The 17,213-nt window shown below is 58.2% G+C and carries 21 protein-coding genes; 9 read left to right on the top strand and 12 right to left on the bottom strand.

Annotated elements, in window-relative coordinates; translation table 11 throughout:
• The 8 genes from MHZ97_RS21495 to MHZ97_RS21460 form a co-directional block, all read left to right on the top strand.
• The coding region (locus MHZ97_RS21495; RefSeq protein WP_000300949.1) for an IS1 family transposase at positions 1-106 on the top strand (106 nt) is incomplete at its 5' end.
• Positions 107-115: 9 nt separating this feature from the next.
• Positions 116-523, top strand: coding sequence for a DoxX family protein (locus MHZ97_RS21490; protein ID WP_309242207.1), 408 nt, complete (start codon positions 116-118; stop codon positions 521-523).
• Between the two features lie 43 nt (positions 524-566).
• Positions 567-1,223 carry a sorbitol dehydrogenase family protein gene (locus MHZ97_RS21485; RefSeq protein WP_239315625.1) on the top strand — a complete coding sequence of 219 codons (657 nt, stop codon included), beginning with the start codon at positions 567-569 and terminating at the stop codon, positions 1,221-1,223.
• Positions 1,220-2,497, top strand: coding sequence for an FAD-dependent oxidoreductase (locus MHZ97_RS21480; protein WP_239315626.1), 1,278 nt, complete (start codon positions 1,220-1,222; stop codon positions 2,495-2,497). Before MHZ97_RS21485 ends, MHZ97_RS21480 begins: the two co-directional genes overlap by 4 nt.
• Positions 2,409-2,813, top strand: a complete 405-nt coding sequence (locus tag MHZ97_RS21475) for a GMC oxidoreductase (protein ID WP_239315627.1) — start codon at positions 2,409-2,411, stop codon at positions 2,811-2,813. The genes MHZ97_RS21480 and MHZ97_RS21475 overlap by 89 nt, the downstream gene beginning before the upstream one ends.
• 2 nt (positions 2,814-2,815) lie before the next feature.
• Positions 2,816-4,195, top strand: a complete 1,380-nt coding sequence (locus MHZ97_RS21470; protein WP_033755706.1) for a cytochrome c — start codon at positions 2,816-2,818, stop codon at positions 4,193-4,195.
• Positions 4,176-4,649 (top strand): heme-binding protein, encoded by a 474-nt coding sequence (locus MHZ97_RS21465; RefSeq protein WP_033755705.1) that lies wholly within the window; start codon positions 4,176-4,178, stop codon positions 4,647-4,649. The genes MHZ97_RS21470 and MHZ97_RS21465 overlap by 20 nt, the downstream gene beginning before the upstream one ends.
• A 299-nt stretch (positions 4,650-4,948) precedes the next feature.
• On the top strand, positions 4,949-5,212 hold the full coding sequence (locus tag MHZ97_RS21460) for a hypothetical protein (RefSeq protein WP_051905664.1): 264 nt from the start codon (positions 4,949-4,951) through the stop codon (positions 5,210-5,212).
• Between the two features lie 9 nt (positions 5,213-5,221).
• Here MHZ97_RS21460 and MHZ97_RS21455 read toward each other — a convergent pair whose 3' ends face one another.
• From MHZ97_RS21455 to MHZ97_RS21410, 10 genes are all read right to left on the bottom strand, one after another.
• Positions 5,222-5,452, bottom strand: a complete 231-nt coding sequence (locus tag MHZ97_RS21455; protein WP_033755703.1) for a hypothetical protein — start codon at positions 5,450-5,452, stop codon at positions 5,222-5,224.
• Between the two features lie 52 nt (positions 5,453-5,504).
• Positions 5,505-5,987, bottom strand: coding sequence for a MarR family winged helix-turn-helix transcriptional regulator (locus tag MHZ97_RS21450; RefSeq protein WP_033755757.1), 483 nt, complete (start codon positions 5,985-5,987; stop codon positions 5,505-5,507).
• Positions 5,988-6,178: 191 nt separating this feature from the next.
• The gene (locus MHZ97_RS21445; RefSeq protein WP_127908358.1) at positions 6,179-6,499 is read right to left on the bottom strand and encodes a hypothetical protein; all 321 of its coding nucleotides are present in this window, start codon (positions 6,497-6,499) and stop codon (positions 6,179-6,181) included.
• 201 nt (positions 6,500-6,700) lie between these two features.
• Positions 6,701-8,968 carry a xanthine dehydrogenase family protein molybdopterin-binding subunit gene (locus tag MHZ97_RS21440; protein ID WP_103797677.1) on the bottom strand — a complete coding sequence of 756 codons (2,268 nt, stop codon included), beginning with the start codon at positions 8,966-8,968 and terminating at the stop codon, positions 6,701-6,703.
• Positions 8,969-8,992: 24 nt separating this feature from the next.
• The gene (locus tag MHZ97_RS21435; protein ID WP_033755699.1) at positions 8,993-9,985 is read right to left on the bottom strand and encodes a xanthine dehydrogenase family protein subunit M; all 993 of its coding nucleotides are present in this window, start codon (positions 9,983-9,985) and stop codon (positions 8,993-8,995) included.
• Positions 9,982-10,470, bottom strand: coding sequence for a (2Fe-2S)-binding protein (locus tag MHZ97_RS21430; protein ID WP_033755697.1), 489 nt, complete (start codon positions 10,468-10,470; stop codon positions 9,982-9,984). Before MHZ97_RS21430 ends, MHZ97_RS21435 begins: the two co-directional genes overlap by 4 nt.
• A gap of 233 nt (positions 10,471-10,703) precedes the next feature.
• Positions 10,704-10,979 (bottom strand): putative quinol monooxygenase, encoded by a 276-nt coding sequence (locus MHZ97_RS21425; RefSeq protein ID WP_033755756.1) that lies wholly within the window; start codon positions 10,977-10,979, stop codon positions 10,704-10,706.
• A 76-nt stretch (positions 10,980-11,055) separates the two neighbouring features.
• Positions 11,056-12,222 carry a zinc-dependent alcohol dehydrogenase gene (locus MHZ97_RS21420; protein WP_033755695.1) on the bottom strand — a complete coding sequence of 389 codons (1,167 nt, stop codon included), beginning with the start codon at positions 12,220-12,222 and terminating at the stop codon, positions 11,056-11,058.
• Positions 12,223-12,756 (bottom strand): SRPBCC family protein, encoded by a 534-nt coding sequence (locus tag MHZ97_RS21415; protein WP_048782285.1) that lies wholly within the window; start codon positions 12,754-12,756, stop codon positions 12,223-12,225.
• Positions 12,757-12,896: 140 nt separating this feature from the next.
• Positions 12,897-13,193, bottom strand: coding sequence for a hypothetical protein (locus MHZ97_RS21410; RefSeq protein WP_103797679.1), 297 nt, complete (start codon positions 13,191-13,193; stop codon positions 12,897-12,899).
• Between the two features lie 119 nt (positions 13,194-13,312).
• Here MHZ97_RS21410 and yddG point away from each other — a divergent pair, with 119 nt between their 5' ends.
• The gene (yddG, locus tag MHZ97_RS21405) at positions 13,313-14,224 is read left to right on the top strand and encodes an aromatic amino acid DMT transporter YddG (protein ID WP_033755691.1); all 912 of its coding nucleotides are present in this window, start codon (positions 13,313-13,315) and stop codon (positions 14,222-14,224) included.
• Between the two features lie 1,274 nt (positions 14,225-15,498).
• Here the strand turns inward: yddG and MHZ97_RS21400 are convergent.
• Complete coding sequence (locus MHZ97_RS21400) at positions 15,499-16,923, bottom strand: amino acid permease (protein WP_033755689.1); 1,425 nt, start codon at positions 16,921-16,923, stop codon at positions 15,499-15,501.
• A gap of 185 nt (positions 16,924-17,108) precedes the next feature.
• Positions 17,109-17,213 (bottom strand): IS1 family transposase (locus MHZ97_RS21395; RefSeq protein WP_000300949.1); only part of this gene is annotated, 105 nt, incomplete at its 5' end.

The raw sequence follows: 17,213 nt of genomic DNA, 5'->3' as shown, positions 1-17,213 counted from the left end.
GCAGCACCTGGCACGGCTGGGACGGAAGTCGCTGTCGTTCTCAAAATCGGTGGAGCTGCATGACAAAGTCATCGGGCATTATCTGAACATAAAACACTATCAATAAGTTGGAGTCATTACCAAAAACGGCATATGGGCGCTGTCGCGCCTGTTTGCGGTCGGACTCTTTTTTATTTCCGGCCTGGATAAAATAATTCATTATGATGAGAATATAATTCTTATACGTGAACATCACGTATCCGGCTATTTCCCCCCCTGGGTTATTTTACTGGCGGTGGCGGGAAGCACGGCGATAACATTTGGATTTCTGACGCGTTTTACCTGTGTTTTCATGGTGGCACTTTCGCTGTCGTCAGGCTTTCTGTTTTATCCCGGCTATTCGCATGTGCATCTTATGGTCTGGTTGAAAAACATCTCCTACTGTGCGGGATTTTTACTTTTATTTATTCATGGCGCAGGAAAATGGAGTCTGGATAACTGGCTAAAAATATATTTCAAAAATAATAAGCGCATCTCAATTTAAAAAAAATGTTATTTCCTTTTCCTTACCCGTACCCGGAGTAAAAATGAACAGGCGTCACTTTCTGCGTCTGATGCTCGCATCAGGCATCATCATTAGCGTGCCCATTACTGGCTCGCTGGCCACCGCCGCCGAACCAGAGAACCGCTTTCACCGTGTCAGCCAGGCGCTAACCGGACGCCAGCAGCTGGATCCGACCATCAGTCAGCGTTTGTACGCGCTGTTAACGCGCCAGAACCCGCTGTTTCCCCAGCGTCTGGCGCAGCTGGCCGAACACCTTAGCCGCAGCGAGGCTCGCGCACCTGAGGCGCTGCTGGCGTCGCTGTCCGAAGAGGAGGTCAACACCGCGCTGGCCATCATTACCCCCTGGTACCTTGGCTATACCGGCAATCCCGCCACCACGCGCGCTACTGACGACGCGCCCTTTGTCAGTTTTCTCTCCGCCCTGATGTACGAGCCCACCGCCGACCTTACGCCGCGCCCCTCCTACTCGCAGCGCGGCAGCGACTACTGGCAGGCGGTACCGGATGGCGTCAGCGCGCCACAGATGCCGGCAACGATTCACGCCTGGGGAAAGGCGTCGCCGCGCGCGGCATCTGGCATCGCGCAGCCGCAACCGGCCTGGCTGGCAATGGTGGAAGGACGCGCCAGAACCTATGCGGAGGCCTTGCGCCTCACCGACGGCACTGGAGATGGCTCATGACGCACTATGACGCCGACGTAGTGATTATCGGATCGGGCGCCCTGGGAGCAAATGCGGCATATCAGCTGGCGAAAGCGGGCAAGTCGGTCATCATGCTGGAGGCCGGACCCTATATTCCGCGCTGGAAAGTGGTCGACAACTATCGCAACAGTCCCAGTAAACGCAACTGGTGCGCACCCTATCCTAATTTGCCCTGGGCGCCGAACAGCTACAGCGACGGCTATATTGAGACGCAGGGCGATGACGATTTCCACTATGTCACCAGCTTTCTCAAGGTGGCTGGCGGCAGCACGCGTCACTGGGCGTCCGCCTGCTGGCGGCTGCTGCCCAACGACTTCAAACTGAAAAGCGTTTACGGCGTCGGGCGTGACTGGCCGATTGCCTATGACGATCTGGAACCCTGGTATCTGCGCGCGGAGCGCGAGGTGGGCGTGGTCGGCACCGCAGAGGAAGATCAGAGCGGTCAGGGACGCGACGCCTGGCCGCCGTGCTCCGCGCCCTATCCCTTGCCGCCGGAGGCGAAGCCCTACATGGTGCAGCGCATGCAGGCGAAGCTCGGACCGTTAGGCTACCAGGTGATCCATGAGCCGCACGCGCGCGTTTCTCGCCCTTATGACGGCCGTCCCGCCTGCGCCGGCAACAATAACTGTGAACCTGTTTGCCCTATCGGGCCGATGTACTCAGGGGATATGCACGTTGATAAAGCGGTGGCGCTGGGGGTCGATCTGCGCACCGAGTCGGTCGCCTGGAAGCTGGAGAAGGGGCCGAAAAACCACATCGTCGCGGTGCACTATCGCAAACCTGACGGCCGCGACGTGCGCCTGAGCGCAAAGGCGTTCGTGGTGGCGGCGCATGGGCTGGAATCTCCGAAGCTGCTGCTGATGTCTGATGTGGCAAACAGTTCCGATCAGGTCGGACGCAACCTGATGGATCACACCGGACTGAGCATGACTTTTCTTGCCGACGAACCGCTCTGGACTGGACGCGGCTCGGTGCAGCACGGCAGCATCGCCACCCGACGTGATGAACCCACCCGCGCGCAACACTCCGCTATCCGCTACGCGCTGCGCAATCTGGTGCCGAATAGGCGATGTGACACCCGCGCTGCTCAGGCAGGGGCTGGTGGGACGCGAGCTGGACGCGGCGATACGCGACCGCGCCTCGCGCATTATGAATATCAGCACCATGAGCGAAACCCTGCCCAGCCCCACGAACCGGGTCACTCCTCACCCAACGCGGCGCGACGGGGCTGGCCTGCCGACCCTGCAGGTTAACTATCAGCTGGACAGCTATGTCCGCGGCATGCGACCGCAGGCCTACCGCGACTTCGCTAATTTCCTGATGGCGTTTAATGGCGAGATGGTGGAGGCGCCCACCGGCTGGCGCAATCAGTATCACATCATGGGCACCACGATAATGGGCGACGATTCGCGCGACTCGGTGGTCGATGCGCACTGCCGCAGCTGGGATCACGCCAACCTGTTTATCGCCTCTACCGGCGTGATGCCCACCTCCGCCACCGTAAATCCCACCCTGACGGGCATCGCGCTGGCGCTCCGTCTGGCCGATACGCTGATTCGGGAGCTGTGAACATGCGAACGGCAACCTTTCTCCTGCTGTTTTTACCCGCGCTGGCGCTAGCGCAGCCCGATAGCGCCACTCTGAAGCGCGGCGAATATCTGGCTATCGCAGGCGACTGTTCCGCCTGCCATCGCAACCCGGATAACGGTCATCCCTTTTCCGGCGGCTATCGCATCTCCTCGCCGCTGGGAGACATTATCGCCACCAATATCACACCATCGCGCGTTAACGGCATCGGAAACTACTCTCTGGCGGATTTTCGCCGCGTCATGCGCGAGGGCCGGCGGCGGGATGGTAGCTATCTCTATCCCGCGATGCCCTATACCGCGTTTGCCTCGCTGACCGATGAGGATATCGCGGCGCTGTACGCCTGGTTTATGACGGGCGTGCCCGCCGAAGATCATCAGGTGCCCGCGACGCAGCTCCCTTTCCCTTTCTCCTGGCGCGCGATGATGGCGCTCTGGAACGGCCTGTTCCTGTCACCCCAGCCACTCGCCAGCGGCAGCGCTGAAGCGATCGGCGACGCGCGCGGCGAGTATCTGGTGAAAACGCTGGGACATTGCGGCAGCTGTCACACGCCGCGCAACGTGCTGATGGCGGAGAAAAGCGCGAGCTTCCTGCGCGGCGGAGCCGTCGGCAGCTGGCAGGCACCCGATCTGACTCAGGCGCGCCTTTACGCCTGGTCCGAAACGGAACTGGCGACCTACCTTAAAACCGGCTCGCTGCCGGGCAAAGCCATCGCGGCGGGCGAAATGGCGACCGTAGTGGAAAACTCTTTTTCCCGCCTGACCGACAGCGATCGACGCTCTGTCGCCCGCTATCTGTTGACGCTGGGTCACGCGCCGGCCAGTACGCATGCTGCGCCGACGCCACCTCCGCGCGCTATTGCAGCGTTCGAGACCGGACCGTCCGCGACGCTGCGCGGCGCCATCGGCGGCGAGCAGATGAGCGGCGCGCAGCTTTATAACGCCGCCTGCGCAAGCTGCCACGGCGCGCAGGGCGAAGGCAGCCGTGACGCGCCGCAAACCTTTCCCCGGCTAACCGGCACCTCGGCGGTGCTCAACGCTAATCCCGCCAATCTGATTATGACCGTCGCAGAGGGGGTAGACCGCACCACCGCGTCAGGCCACGCCTTTATGCCGGCATTCTCCAGCCAGATGAGCAGCGCCGAGCTGGCGCGTCTGCTGGACTATGTCTCAACACAGTTCGGCGCGGCCGGACAGCACATTACCGAAGAGCAGGTTAATCACACCCTGCGCCATCCCAGGCATTCGCTCTGGTTGCAGCGCGCGCCGTGGGCAGGAGCAGGCCTGCTGGCACTGCTGATCTGTCTGGGAGTATGGCGATATCGATCTCATAAAAGGAGACTCCATGAAAGCACCTCTCTGTAGCGCACTCTGCGCCCTTGCCGCGTTGTGGACCGCCACAGTCAGCGCCACGCAGACCCAAACTATCTTGAGCGCCGATGATGCACAGCGCATTATTGCGCGTGCGGAGACGCAGGCGCAGTCGCTGAAAGCGCAGGTTTGCATTGCCGTGCTCGATCGAGCCGGACAGCTGCTGGCCTTCAAACGCATGGATAACGCGCCGCCGGGCTGTATTGACTCTTCGATGCAAAAAGGACGCGCGGCGGCGCTGTATCGCACCTCGACCGACAAATATATGGCGCGAGCCAATGGCACAGAGCCAGCGATAGCCACGCTGCCCAATATGGTGCCGCTTGGCGGCGGCGCGACAGTGACAGTTAACGACGAGGTGACGGGCGCGATTGGCGTGAGCGGAACGGCAAATCCGGCAGAAATCGCCATTGCCGACGCGGGCAGCAAAACCCTTCATCAGCCTTAATAACACGCGCGTCAGGCGCTTGAGGCAACAGAAATGACGCGAGGCTGCGAATCTGCTCGCCTTGCGTCAGAATAAGAATGAGAATCCACTTCGAGAAATTAATCTTTTAAAACAGATATTTATTTTGCTGCATGAAAATCAAAAGGCAAAATGTTATAAACTTGATAAGCTAATCAGGCGCAAAGCAATTTTCTCTGCAACCGTGGCGTTGCGCAGGGCGCAACGTCTGCCCGAGACGCAACCGTTCAGGGTAGCGTTTTCGCCTGCGTCCAGATCAAACTAAATAATATGATGGCAATATGAGCAAAAATGACGATGAAAAGCTGGTAGATATTTTGACAGGCGAAGCCGTGATGGCGCTACTGGCGCAGGATTCGCCCGTTTTTGCCGAGCACGTCGTGGCGCAACTTCAGACGATGGCAGCGTCTGAGCGCAATCCCATCCGGCAGCGAGCCTTTCAGCGCGCGATTGCCGAGTTGATCAGCGCAGCAGGCCAGTCGGACCAGAACAGCGCCTTCTTTGGCAACGACGACTGGCCGGAGAGCGAGCCCACTCTTCACTGACAGCTGCCGTTATGACCCGATTTTTTCAGCGACAAAGCGTGCCGCATCACGATAATTTTTTTGCAGCGACGCATCCGCCGTCTGTTCAGCTTGTTGTGTGAGCATCGTGCTCAGCCCCGCCAGCTCAAGCGGCTTTCCCGCTTTCAACAGCAGCGACGCTATCTCTCCGATCGCCGCATGAATTTCGTCTGGATCTTCTGCTTTTTCAGTGCTCACAAGGCCTTTGTCCATGCTGGTCATTATCGTTTTAATCCCTGACAGCTGCGCCTGGGAAATGTCTACATCCGGACGATCAGGGAATCGCCTTTATCAGTTTCTGCCGCAGAGCGGCGACCCGGCTGGTCAGATCGGATAGCTCCTCAAGCGGCGTATCCATAACTGAGATCATATCCGCCGGCACGCCAGCGGCCTCAGATTTCAGCGCGGTTCCCGCTGGCGTCAGCGTAATCAGCACGCGACGCTCGTCATGTCCTACGTCGCGCCGTCTACTGATCAGGCCCGCCTGCTCCAGCCTTTTGAGCAGCTGGCTCAGCGTGCCCGAATCAAGATGGACGCGCGTCCCCAGCTCAGAGACGGTGACATTGTCGGTTTCCCACAGCGCCAGCAGAACCAGATATTGCGGATAGGTCAGCCCTAGCGGCTTCAGACGCGACTGATAGAGCTTGGTCATCGCCAGCGACGCGGAGTAGAGCGCAAAGCAGAGAAACTGATCGACGGTAACAGGCGCGCTGCCTTGCGAAGCGCCGCCGCAGGTTTCTGGTAATTCTACATTCATGGTGTTGCTGCTTATTATCTGATCGAAAGAGAGCGGCACAGCGTCATCCTGTGAGGTCGTGATAATATTGAATCAAATTAAATTGATGTCAACCTACTGGCCGGAGAGAAATCTCTGATTAATCGAAATTCCCTTTTTACGCGGCCAGCGTGAGCTGTTGCAGAGCCTCGCAGGTCCTGCAACAAAGCGAATTAGTTATAGTCGACCCGAACCACCGCCTTCGACTTTTGCGGGTCAAGGTAAGTCAGGCTGACATGGTCCACGCCAGGCAAAACCACATCGCCCTGCGCCACCTGCTGAAGGCCGATTTGCTGCGTATGAACGCCGTTGTTGTCCTGGCAGGCGAAGGTGATGCGGCTGGCGCCTGGGGTTAACTGGCAGGGATCCTGGGCGATCGCGCCGCTAAACGTCAGAGAACCGCCTGACGTCAGGGGCGCGGCGAAAGCGGAATTAAACAGCATAAGAAACGCCAGACCAAGACCAGCACTGACTTTTGCAGCGGACGATGTCATCAACAGGCTCCTCAGAAAAGTTCGTCCGTGAAAGAGATCATGCGATCCGTTATGGCATTGAGTGGCAGAGAGTGACTCTTGTTATCACTGGCACTGTGAGTAACAGTATATTCACGAAGATGAAAAACTGCCGGTGATTTAAGAATGAAGGGATCTGTCGTAAAAGAGACGGCGATGCCTGTCCGGCATCGCCGCCGCGCTTTAGTCGATCAGTTTATCCAGAGAGAGCGGCAGATCGCGAATGCGCTTGCCGGTCGCGTGATAGACGGCGTTGCTGATGGCCGCCGCCATGCCCACAATGCCTAACTCGCCGACCGCTTTGCCGCCCATCAGGGTGGCGTGATGATCCGGCTCGCCGACGTCGATGGTGACGATCTCCGGCACGTCAGCATTCACGGCGATCAGGTAGTCCGCCAGGTTGTTATTGATGACGCGGGCGTTGCGCGGATCGATAACGCCGCCTTCCAGCAGCGCCTGGCCCAGCCCCATCACCATGCCGCCAATCCACTGGCTGCGCGCCAGCTGAGGGTTATAAAGCCGTCCGCTGTCGAAAGCGGAAACCAGCCGTTTAACCCGCACGGTGCCGAAATCCTCGTCGACGCGCACCTCAACGAACTGCGCGCCCCAGCTGTGCGCCGAAAAGGCTTCAGGACGCGTCATCTTCGACATCGAGTGCACCGCCCGATCGCGATCCTCTTCGCTCTCCTCTTCAGAGAAAGTGCCGGAGACCACGGAAAGCGTCAGCGAGTCGTTCAGCTCTACCAGTTTGTCGTAGCGAATGGCGCGATCGGGCTGGTTTTTCACGCATACTGCGCCGTCACGCAGCACCAGCTGCTCGCGATCCGCCTGAAACAGCGGCGAGCCAGGCGATTCGGTCGCCAGGGTAAAGAGTTTCTCGCGCATCGCTTCCGCCGTCTTGTGCACCGCCGCGGTAAGATTGCCCGCCAGCTGCGAGCCGCCTGCTACGCCGGCGCGCGGCAAATCAGTATCGCCCAGCTCGACGCGAATCTGACGCGAAGGAATGTGCAGCACCTCGGCGGCGGTCTGCGCCAGAATGGTATAGGTGCCGGTGCCGATATCCGCCCCGGCGCTCTGCACCACCAGGCTGCCGTCGCTGTGGAAAATCAGCTTCGCTTCGGCGGGCGAGCGGCTGACCGGATAGGTGGCGGTCGCCATGCCCCAGCCAATCAGCTCGCGCCCTTCGCGCATCGAGCGCGGCGCCATGCTGCGCTGGTCCCAGCCAAAGGCTTCAGCGGCGGCGGCGTAGGCCTCTTTCAACCGGCGCGTGCTCCAGGGCGCATTCAGCTGATAGTCATGATCGGCCCAGTTGCGCAGGCGAAATTCCAGCGGATCGATTCCCAGCGCATAGGCCATCTCGTCCATCGCCACTTCCAGTCCGAAGGCGCTCGGGTTCTCGCCCGGCGCGCGCATCCAGCCTGGCGTGACGGTGTTGATCGCCGCCACGTAGTGACGCGAATAGACGTTCGGCACGGCGTAGAGACGGCCTGTCACTTTATTGGTGCCCTCGGCGAAGGTGTCGATCAGCGAGGTGTCGCTCAGGCCGTCATGGATAATCGCCAGAATTTTGCCGTCGCGCGAGGCGCCCATCTCAAGGTTCTGGATCGTCGCCGGACGACCGCCGAGCCCGGTAAAGGTTTGCGGCCGGGTTAAAGAGACTTTAACCGGCCGTCCCAGCGCGCGCGAAGCGACGCAGGCAAGCGCCACATGAGTATAGGGCACCGGCTTAGAGCCGAAACCGCCGCCTACGTAGGGGGAGATGATGCGCACCTGGTCAACCTCAAGGCCCAGCCATTCGGCGATTTCGGTCTGCGCGCCCATCACCCACTGACTCGGTTCCCAGACCGTCATACGCTCATTCTGCCAGGAGGCGACGCAGGCGTGCGGCTCCATCGGCATGTTGTATTCGCGCGGCGTCGCGTAACGCCCTTTGATTTTTACTTCCGCCTGCGCCATCGCCTGATGGGCATCGCCGAGATCGATGTTGGTGCCGCTGCTCTCTTTACGCGCGGCGCGCGGATCGTCCGGGTAAACCAGCGCCGGCTCCGTCTCATACTCCACTTCCACCAGAGTGGCTGCCCAGGTGGCCTGCTCGAAGGTCTCCGCCACCACCAGGCCGATATTCTGGCCGTTATGGATAATCTTATTGTTCTGAATCGGCGTATAGGTGGACTGCGCCGCGCCGCCGTCGGCGATGGCGGTCGGCTTATTGATTTTCAGGCTGTTGAGGTGGGTGTAAACCGCCAGCACGCCCGGCGCCTGACGCGCCTTTTCGGTATCCATGCGGGTAATGCGTCCGCTGGCAACGGTGGACTGGATCACCACGCCGTACGCCGCGTTTTCCGGCTGATGCTCAACCGCATAGCGCGCTTCGCCAGTCACCTTAACGACGCCGTCGCCGCGCTCGCGCTTTTCACCCAGCGCCTGATAACTCTTTTCTGCCGTATCCATTGTTAATCCTCTCTGTTCGGCCTGTTAAGCCATGCCGCCCGCTTTCATCAACGCGCGTGCGATGGCGCGCGGCGCCAGCAGTTTCTTGTGCTGGTTTTGCGGCAGCAGCTCGGCGTCCTGCACGACCAGCTCGGCGGCGCGGCGCAGGGTTTGCTCGTTGAACGGCTGACCGCGCAGCGCCCCTTCGACGTGCCGCGCGCGCCAGGGTTTCGTCGCCACGCCGCCGACGGCAATGCGCAGATCGCGGATGCGGTCGCCATCAAGCTCGATGCCGACCGCCGCGCTGGCGGCGGCGAACTCATAGGAGCTGCGATCGCGCACTTTCAGATAGTGGGACTGGCGCAGCGCCGGCGTTAACGGCAGTTCCACCGCTACGATCATCTCGTCCGGCCCCAGATCGTGCTCCAGATGCGGCGTATCGCCCGGCAGCAGGTAGAATTCATCGATGGGAATGCGGCGTTCGCGCTGGGCGGCGTTGCGTACGATGACGACCGCCTCGAAGGCGGTCAGCGCCACCGCCAGGTCGCCGGGATAAACCGCGATGCAGCTTTCGCTGGTGCCCAGAATGGCGTGGTTGCCGTTGACGCCGCCGCGCGCGGCGCAGCCGGATCCCGGCTGGCGTTTATTGCAGGCTGAAAAGGTATGGGGATCGCGGAAATAGACGCAGCGGGTGCGCTGCAGCAGATTGCCGCCTATCGACGCCATGTTGCGCAGCTGCGGCGACGCCGCCTGCCACAGGCTGTCATAAATCGCGGGCGCGTTCTGCTGGCATTCAGGATGATTCTCAACCTCGCTCATACGCGCCAGCGCGCCGATGCGCAGCGTATCCGCCGTAAAGGCAATTTCGCGCATCTCCGCAAGCTGGTTGATGTCAATGAGCGCGGCGGGCTGTTCGACGTCGCATTTCATCAGATCGATCTGGGTGGTGCCGCCTGCCAGAAAGCGGCTGTCCGCGCGCTGCTTCTGCCGCAGCGCGTCATCGGCATCGCTGACGCCGACGTAGTCGAATGGGTTCATGTCGCCTCCTTGCTAAGGTCGGCGGCCGCCTGCTGGATCGCCTCGACGATATTGGGATAGGCGCCGCAGCGGCAAAGATTGCCGCTCATATATTCACGGATTTCGTCCGCCGAGCCGGCATGCCCCTCGTCGATACAGGCCACGGCCGACATAATCTGCCCTGGGGTGCAGTAGCCGCACTGAAAGGCGTCGTGTTCCAGAAAGCGCGCCTGCACCGGATGCAGGGTGCCGTCGGCCTGCGCCAGGCCTTCGATGGTGGTGACCGACTGGCCGTTAGCCTGGGCCGCCAGCGTCAGGCAGCTCAGCACGCGTTTTCCATTGATGAGCACCGTACAAGCGCCGCACTGTCCCTGATCGCATCCTTTTTTGGTACCGGTAAGCGTCAGGTGCTCGCGCAGCGCGTCAAGCAGGGTGACGCGGGGATCCACCCGCATCGTATGCGGTTGCCCGTTGATCGCCAGCTGCAGTTGTAGATTTTCAGACATAGCTCGTTTCCAGTATTTAACGGGGTTTAAAATGGCGTGTTATGCACGTTATGAGGAAGTCTATTGTGGTGTGCAATCCGTTAAGTCTAGACGGCTAAGCGAAAGCGGGGTTGCCTGTTTCTGGAAATCTGTTGCCTGATTGTCCAGATAGCGATTCAAGGGGATTAAGGCTGGTCATAAAAAAGGAACCGGCCGCGGCGGCGGGTTCCCTGCTGGCGGTACGTTCCGAGACGTCAGGCGATCTCCACGATGGCGTACTCACGGGCAATCGCCACAGTTTCCCGCCCCCACGCCGAGGCTTGGGTTCTGGCCTGATGCATATCGAAGGTTTGCTGGCTGGTGAACCGCTCTTCTACCGACCAGATAAGCGGATCCGCTGTCTCCTTCACTTCGAAGCTAAGGCATCCTGATTCTTCTTTTGTCAGCCGGATGTGCTCGGGAAGATAACGGCGCACCAGCGCCGTCTCTTCCGTGTTTTTACAAATCAATCGGCCGGTAAGCTTAATCATCGTGTTCCCTTCAGTTGCGTCACGTTGCGACTTTTTTACTACGAAAACGTGACGCTGCGCCATCCCGGCGCTCTGTTCAGGGGGCGAATACCGCGCGCACGCAGCCATCTTCTTTATGCTTGAACATCTCATAGCCGCGCGGCGCCTCTTCCAGCGAGAAGCGATGCGTCGCCATAAAGGCGGGATTAAGCTCGTTCTTCGCCACGTGATCCAGCAGCCGATGCATATAGCGCTGGCCGTGCTGCTGCGCGGTGCGGATCGTCAGGCTTTTGTTGATCATCAGCCCCAGCGGGAATTTGTCCATCACGCCGTATACCCCCAGAATCGCGATATTGCCGCCTTTGCGGCAAGCGTAAAGCGCCTGACGCAGCGCGGCGCCGACGTCGGTTTCCAGATGCAGCAGCTGTTTGGTTTTATCATAAACCTGGCTGAGCCCTTCGCCGCGCGCCTCCATGCCGACAGCGTCGATACAGCTGTCCGGGCCGCGACCGCCGGTCAGCTCCAGCAGCGCCTCGTTGATATCGACCTGGGTATAATCGAGCGCTATGCTGCCGGCATAGTCACGCGCCATCGCCAGCCGCTCCGGGTAGCGGTCGATGCCGATAACCTGATGCGCGCCCATTAGCCACGCGCTTTGCTGCGCCATCAGGCCTACGCCGCCGCAGCCCCACACCACAACGGTGTCGCCGGGATGAATATTGCAAAAATCCGCGCCCATGTAGCCTGTCGGCGCCGCGTCGGAGAGAAACAGCGCCTGCTCGTCGCTTACTCCTTCCGGCACGACAAAGCAGTCGTTGTCAGCGAAGGGCACGCGGACATATTCGGCGTGCGAGCCAGCGTAGCCGCCAAAGGCGTGGCTATAGGCGTAAATGCCGCCGGTCGGGTGGCCCAGCACCGTTTCACCCTTCTCCCACTGCGGATTAGTGTTGTCGCAGCAGGAGGGCAGCTGATGCTGGCAGTACCAGCAGGAGCCGCAGGAGATAAACGAGGGCACCACGACGCGATCGCCACGGCGAATATTTTTCACCGCGCTGCCGACTTCGACCACCTCGCCCATAAATTCATGCCCGAGAATATCGCCCTCGCGCATGCTGGGGATCAGGCCGTCGATGACGTGGAGATCGGAGCCGCAGGTGGTCGTTAAACGAACGCGGATAATCGCATCATGGGGATTGAGCAGGCCGGGATCGGCCACCGTTTCAACGCTGAGATCGTTTACGCCGTTCCAGCAAAGTGCGCGCATCTATTTCTCCTTATCCTGACGGTCGGCATGGCGGCCAGCGGGCTGGCCGTCAAGGGTTGGGATTTCGCCGGTTTCGGCCAGACTTTTAAAGCGGTGCAGTGCTTTGCTGACAATCTCTTTAGGCAGGAGATCGAAAAAGGTCGTGACCTTTTTGCCCAGCGCACCGCCCGGCGGCGTAAAGCGCAGCGTCAGCGCCAGTTCGGTTCCCCACTCGCCGGGCGCCGGGCGCAGCAGCAGCTCGCCCTCGTTGGGGATGTCCGCGCCCTCCAGCGACTGCCAGGCGATGATGTCGCCCGGCTGCGCCTCGACGATGCGGCTCTCCCATGAGTAATGTTTGCCGAGCGGCCCGTCGACCTGCCACTGCGCGTCGCTTTTGTTAAGGGGCGTCACGGTGGCGAAATGGCTCATGATGCGCGGTAAGGTATCGGGTGCCAGCCAGAGCGCAAACAGCTCTTCAGCGGGACGTCCAACGGTTATCCAGCGCCGCAATACGAGCACATCGGCCGCGGCTTCAGGTTGTAATTTTTTGGCCAAAGGATCCTCCCGTAAGGCGCAATCAGGCGATGAACATAATTTGAGTTAAGTTCAGAGGATCGGATATTGCGAGCGTAACCGCAGATAGAGAGGGGCGCACGAGGGGGTGAAAAAAAGCCGGGAACTTTCCCCGGCCCATGTTATTGCTGGCTGTTTTGCCAGTGACGCTCGCAGTGTTCGCGGGCTTCCGCGGGTAAATCTCGCAGCTCCGGCAGGCTGTCGCCAGAGCCGTAGTCCATGGCGACGGCCACCTCTTTTTGCTCATCTCTGGCTGCGAAGGTGAGCTTCTCGTCCATTTTTTCCCAGTCGCCGTCGTGCTGGCGGTAAATCAGCGCATAGGTCGGCGTTTTTTCGTCGTCGCCGTAAATTTCATATTTCTGCTCTGGGGCATCATCAGGGCCGAACTGCAGCGTTTCGATCAGGGTTGCATCAGTCATCTTGCTCTCCTCCGTGGGTAAGCAGTAAGGGTAGTTCATAGATAAAGAGGTGGCAGACCTGACTCAGTTGCGTATTCTGACCTGCTAAGCCGATCACGTCTGAAATGAGGTAAAGCGTTATGTCCCAAAAGAGAGCAACGCTAACTGGCCTGCTGGCCATTGTGCTGTGGAGCACAATTGTCGGCCTGATTAAAAGCGTCAGCGAGAGCTTTGGGCCGATCGGCGGCGCGGCGCTGATCTACAGCTTTAGCGCCGCGCTACTGCTCTTTACCGTCGGCTTTCCCAGCGTGCGCACCTTTCCGCGGCGCTATCTGCTCGTCGGCAGCCTGTTATTTGTCAGTTACGAAATTTGCCTGTCACTGTCGCTCGGCTTTACCAACAGCGGCCGTCAGGCGATTGAGGTCGGTATGGTGAATTATCTCTGGCCAGGCATGACGATTGTGCTGGCGGCGCTCGTTAACCGGCAAAAAACCAGCCCGCTGATTATTCCCGGCCTGCTGCTGGCCGTCGCGGGGATCTGCCGCGTGCTGGGCGGCGAGCACGCTTTCTCAATGAGCGAGATCGGCAATAACATTATGGACAACCCGCTCAGCTATGGGCTGGCATTTTGTGGCGCAGCGATCTGGGCGGTTTACTGCGTGGTGACAAAAAAGATTGCGAACGGCAGCAACGGCATTACGCTATTTTTTATCCTGACTGCACTGACCCTGTGGGTGAAATTTCTGCTGTCGCCGCAGCCAGCATTAGCTGTTTCGCCGCAGGCGCTGCTCAGCCTGGCGCTGGCCGCAATGGCGATGGGATTTGGCTATGCCGCATGGAATACTGGCATTCTGCACGGCAACGTTAACCTGCTGGCTGCGGTCTCCTACTTTATTCCGATCCTCTCCTCGGTACTGGCGGCATTTCTGCTGCATTCGCACCTGACGTTATCATTCTGGCAAGGGGCCGCAATGGTTAGCCTAGGGTCGCTGCTTTGCTGGTGGTCCACCCGCACGCCATCAGGCAACAAAGTTGCGCGCGAGCTCCCATAAAGGCGAAGATACATCCCCAGACCGCACGCCAGCCGCGCGGTCTGGGTAGAAAAAGGTAAGTACATCTCAGCAAAAATGTGTAACTAGTTAAATTACAAAAGCCAGCGATCTATTATTTTATGTCTCTTCTCATAATGTAATGGTTGCGTAAAACGCTGGCGACATAGCACTAGGTGATTTTTCGATAAAATGGCATTATTGTTGTTATTGTTCCTTTCAGTAACTATTGAAATTTAATGCAAATATATGATTCATCCAGAAAAGTCAGCTCTATTAAGTTCGCTTGGGGTCTGGCTGGCATCCTTTTCATAATGTTTATTACTTACAAAATTCAGGCGAAAGCCATTTTGCAAACGGCCGAGTGCCTTTATCACAAAAGTCCTGACAGCTATACAGACTGGTTAACACATATTGCGCAGTTCGTTTACAGGATAATTTTTAAAACCTGCGATCACGATTATCGTTAACATTTCTGGCACAGCAACAGATTAATGAAAAAGAAAACGCAACAACGTGTGACATTTAATAAGGAAGAGCCACACCAGAAACCCGGCCGAGCAGTAAAGAAATAAAAACAGAATTAAGCCTGCCAGTTTGTCAGGGAATCGCATTAGCATCCTTTCCAGCTTCATCAAAAGACGTTAATAAAAATGATAGATTTCATTAACACCTCATTTGACATATCATGCTTTAATCAGACCTCATTATCAGACTGGAACCATAAATCCCTCTTCAACATTTAATCTTGCCTGCCCCTTCTTCTTTCTCCCCTTTCTGGAATGCGATCGTAATCAAATAGTGTGATGTCCCACCGGCGCGGCCGCCGCTGATTAAAGCAGACCTGGATAAATGCAATAGCGCAAGTGGCTTACGAGAAAGATGTTGAAGCAGGGTTTATTATCAACGAAATAAAGTGGTCGCTATTGTGACTACGCGCCATAACTCATGAAACGTTTGATTAATGTAACTCCCCTTGCTTGCGCCCTTTACCGGGCGTTTTTTTCATTTATGGGCTATGCGAATAAATAAATGCACCGCATAACAAAAACGTTATCGCTTGTTGATATTCGATTCAATGCCGGGATATTTTGATAACCTCATACAGGCTTCCTCTTTATGCTCACAAACTGGGCGTTTCATTGCTAATTATTAGCAGCGCTCCTCCAGAGGAGCGCTTTCTTTTTTTCTCTTCCCGCCCTAACGATTAGCTATCGTTCTCAATCTTTTTCCACCTGGCTTCTTGGCAGATCGCAGCCGGCAAGTCGAAGGCAGCGTCAGGCGCTGCGAACGGCCTTAAGCGTGTGCGCTTTGCGCGCCTTCACTCGCCAGACGACCCACAGCAGTAAAAACCAGAACGGCATGGCGCAAAGCGCGGCCAGCGTATCCGGATCGAAGACCATAATCACCACCGAGAAGGCGAAAAACAGCAAGCTAATCCAGCTCATCACGATGCCCGCAGGCATTTTAAACTGCGACTGCGCATGCAGTTCCGGACGCTGCTTACGGTAGGCCAGATAGGCCACCAGGATCATGCCCCAGCTGTAGATCACCAGTATCGCCGCAAGCGTGGAAACGATGGTAAACAGCGTCATCACGTTCGGCACCAGAAACAGCAGCAGCGTGCCGCTCAGCATGCAGAAGCAGGAGAAAAACAGGCTGCGCACGGGAATGCGCGTGCTCTTCGACAGAATGCGAAACTGCCAGTGCGCATGCTTTTCTACCGACAGGCCGTAGAGCATGCGGGTGCTGGAATACACGCCGCTGTTGGCGGAGGACATAGCAGAGGTGAGCGCTACAAAGTTGATAATCGCGGCGGCGGCAGGCAGCCCCGCTTTGGCAAACAGGGTAACGAACGGGCTGACGTCGGGAGAGATCGCCGCCCAAGAGGTGACGGCGATAATCACCACCATCGAGAGCATATAGAAAATGATGATGCGCAGCGGAATGGCATTGATCGCTTTCGGCAGAATTTTCTCCGGCTCGCGCGTTTCGGCGGTCATGGTGCCGAGCAGCTCAACGCCGGTATAGGAAAAGATGGCGATCTGAAAACCCGCGAGAAAGCCCGTCACGCCATGCGGCAAAAACACAGCCGGATCAGACAGATGCTGCAATGAAGCCCGCACGCCGTCGGGCGAGGTCCAGCCGGTGGCAACCATCCACAGGCCGGTAAAGATCAGGGCGACAATGGTGATGACTTTGATTAAGGCAAACCAGAACTCCGCCTCGCCGAACATCTTGACTGACAACAGGTTAAACAAACAGAGAATGCCCAGCGTGATGAGTGCCGGTATCCAGGCGGACATTTCAGGAAACCAGTACTGCATATAGCCGCCGCAGACCACCACGTCGGCGATACAGGTCACCACCCAGCTCAGCCAGTAGGACCATCCCAGATAAAAGCTGGCTTTGGGGCCCAGATAATCGGCGACGAAGTCGGCGAAGGAGCGATAGTCGAGCTTCGATAACAGCACCTCGCCCATTGCGCGCATCACCATATACATAAAGAAGCCCACCAGAGCGTAGATGATAAGAATCGAGGTGCCCGCCACGGCGATATTCTTGCCGGCACCCATAAACAGCCCAGTGCCGATGGCGCCGCCCAGCGCGATCATCTGGATATGGCGCTCGCTCAGCCCACGCTCGAGCTGCGGCGAAGAGGTGGAGCTGGCCGACGGCCCGTGCGGTTCTTTTTCAGTCATGGCAATTCCTTCTGAGTTGCGGAGAGCAGCCCGGCCCCAGCAGGCCCGAGCAGAAAGTCAGCGCGACCCTGATGGTCATCGTTCTTTTTTCAGCGCGGGAAGTCACAGATGCTTCTCAGCCACAGGATCTGCACGAGCTCGTCCTGCGACTGGTAGAGGTAAACTGCGCGGGTAATGACTCCAACTTATTGATAGTGTTTTATGTTCAGATAATGCCCGATGACTTTGTCATGCAGCTCCACCGATTTTGAGAACGACAGCGACTTCCGTCCCAGCCGTGCCAGGTGCTG

Source organism: Pantoea sp. ACRSC (genome assembly GCF_022346785.1).
Taxonomy (GTDB): Bacteria; Pseudomonadota; Gammaproteobacteria; order Enterobacterales; family Enterobacteriaceae; genus Pantoea; species Pantoea alvi.
The sequence above is the reverse complement of the archived record's forward strand: the minus strand, read 5'-3'. Positions and strand labels throughout refer to the sequence as shown.

Excerpts from the sequence above, each read along its gene's own strand:
- MHZ97_RS21455 (WP_033755703.1), bottom strand. The coding sequence starts at position 5,452 with ATGACCAGCATGGACAAAGGCCTTGTGAGCACTGAAAAAGCAGAAGAT.
- MHZ97_RS21425 (WP_033755756.1), bottom strand. The coding sequence starts at position 10,979 with ATGATTAAGCTTACCGGCCGATTGATTTGTAAAAACACGGAAGAGACG.
- MHZ97_RS21440 (WP_103797677.1), bottom strand. The coding sequence starts at position 8,968 with ATGGATACGGCAGAAAAGAGTTATCAGGCGCTGGGTGAAAAGCGCGAG.
- MHZ97_RS21460 (WP_051905664.1), top strand. The coding sequence starts at position 4,949 with ATGAGCAAAAATGACGATGAAAAGCTGGTAGATATTTTGACAGGCGAA.
- MHZ97_RS21465 (WP_033755705.1), top strand. The coding sequence starts at position 4,176 with ATGAAAGCACCTCTCTGTAGCGCACTCTGCGCCCTTGCCGCGTTGTGG.
- yddG (WP_033755691.1), top strand. The coding sequence starts at position 13,313 with ATGTCCCAAAAGAGAGCAACGCTAACTGGCCTGCTGGCCATTGTGCTG.
- MHZ97_RS21445 (WP_127908358.1), bottom strand. The coding sequence starts at position 6,499 with ATGACATCGTCCGCTGCAAAAGTCAGTGCTGGTCTTGGTCTGGCGTTT.
- MHZ97_RS21400 (WP_033755689.1), bottom strand. The coding sequence starts at position 16,923 with ATGACTGAAAAAGAACCGCACGGGCCGTCGGCCAGCTCCACCTCTTCG.
- MHZ97_RS21410 (WP_103797679.1), bottom strand. The coding sequence starts at position 13,193 with ATGACTGATGCAACCCTGATCGAAACGCTGCAGTTCGGCCCTGATGAT.
- MHZ97_RS21420 (WP_033755695.1), bottom strand. The coding sequence starts at position 12,222 with ATGCGCGCACTTTGCTGGAACGGCGTAAACGATCTCAGCGTTGAAACG.
- MHZ97_RS21480 (WP_239315626.1), top strand. The coding sequence starts at position 1,220 with ATGACGCACTATGACGCCGACGTAGTGATTATCGGATCGGGCGCCCTG.
- MHZ97_RS21485 (WP_239315625.1), top strand. The coding sequence starts at position 567 with ATGAACAGGCGTCACTTTCTGCGTCTGATGCTCGCATCAGGCATCATC.
- MHZ97_RS21450 (WP_033755757.1), bottom strand. The coding sequence starts at position 5,987 with ATGAATGTAGAATTACCAGAAACCTGCGGCGGCGCTTCGCAAGGCAGC.
- MHZ97_RS21435 (WP_033755699.1), bottom strand. The coding sequence starts at position 9,985 with ATGAACCCATTCGACTACGTCGGCGTCAGCGATGCCGATGACGCGCTG.
- MHZ97_RS21475 (WP_239315627.1), top strand. The coding sequence starts at position 2,409 with ATGAGCGAAACCCTGCCCAGCCCCACGAACCGGGTCACTCCTCACCCA.
- MHZ97_RS21430 (WP_033755697.1), bottom strand. The coding sequence starts at position 10,470 with ATGTCTGAAAATCTACAACTGCAGCTGGCGATCAACGGGCAACCGCAT.
- MHZ97_RS21470 (WP_033755706.1), top strand. The coding sequence starts at position 2,816 with ATGCGAACGGCAACCTTTCTCCTGCTGTTTTTACCCGCGCTGGCGCTA.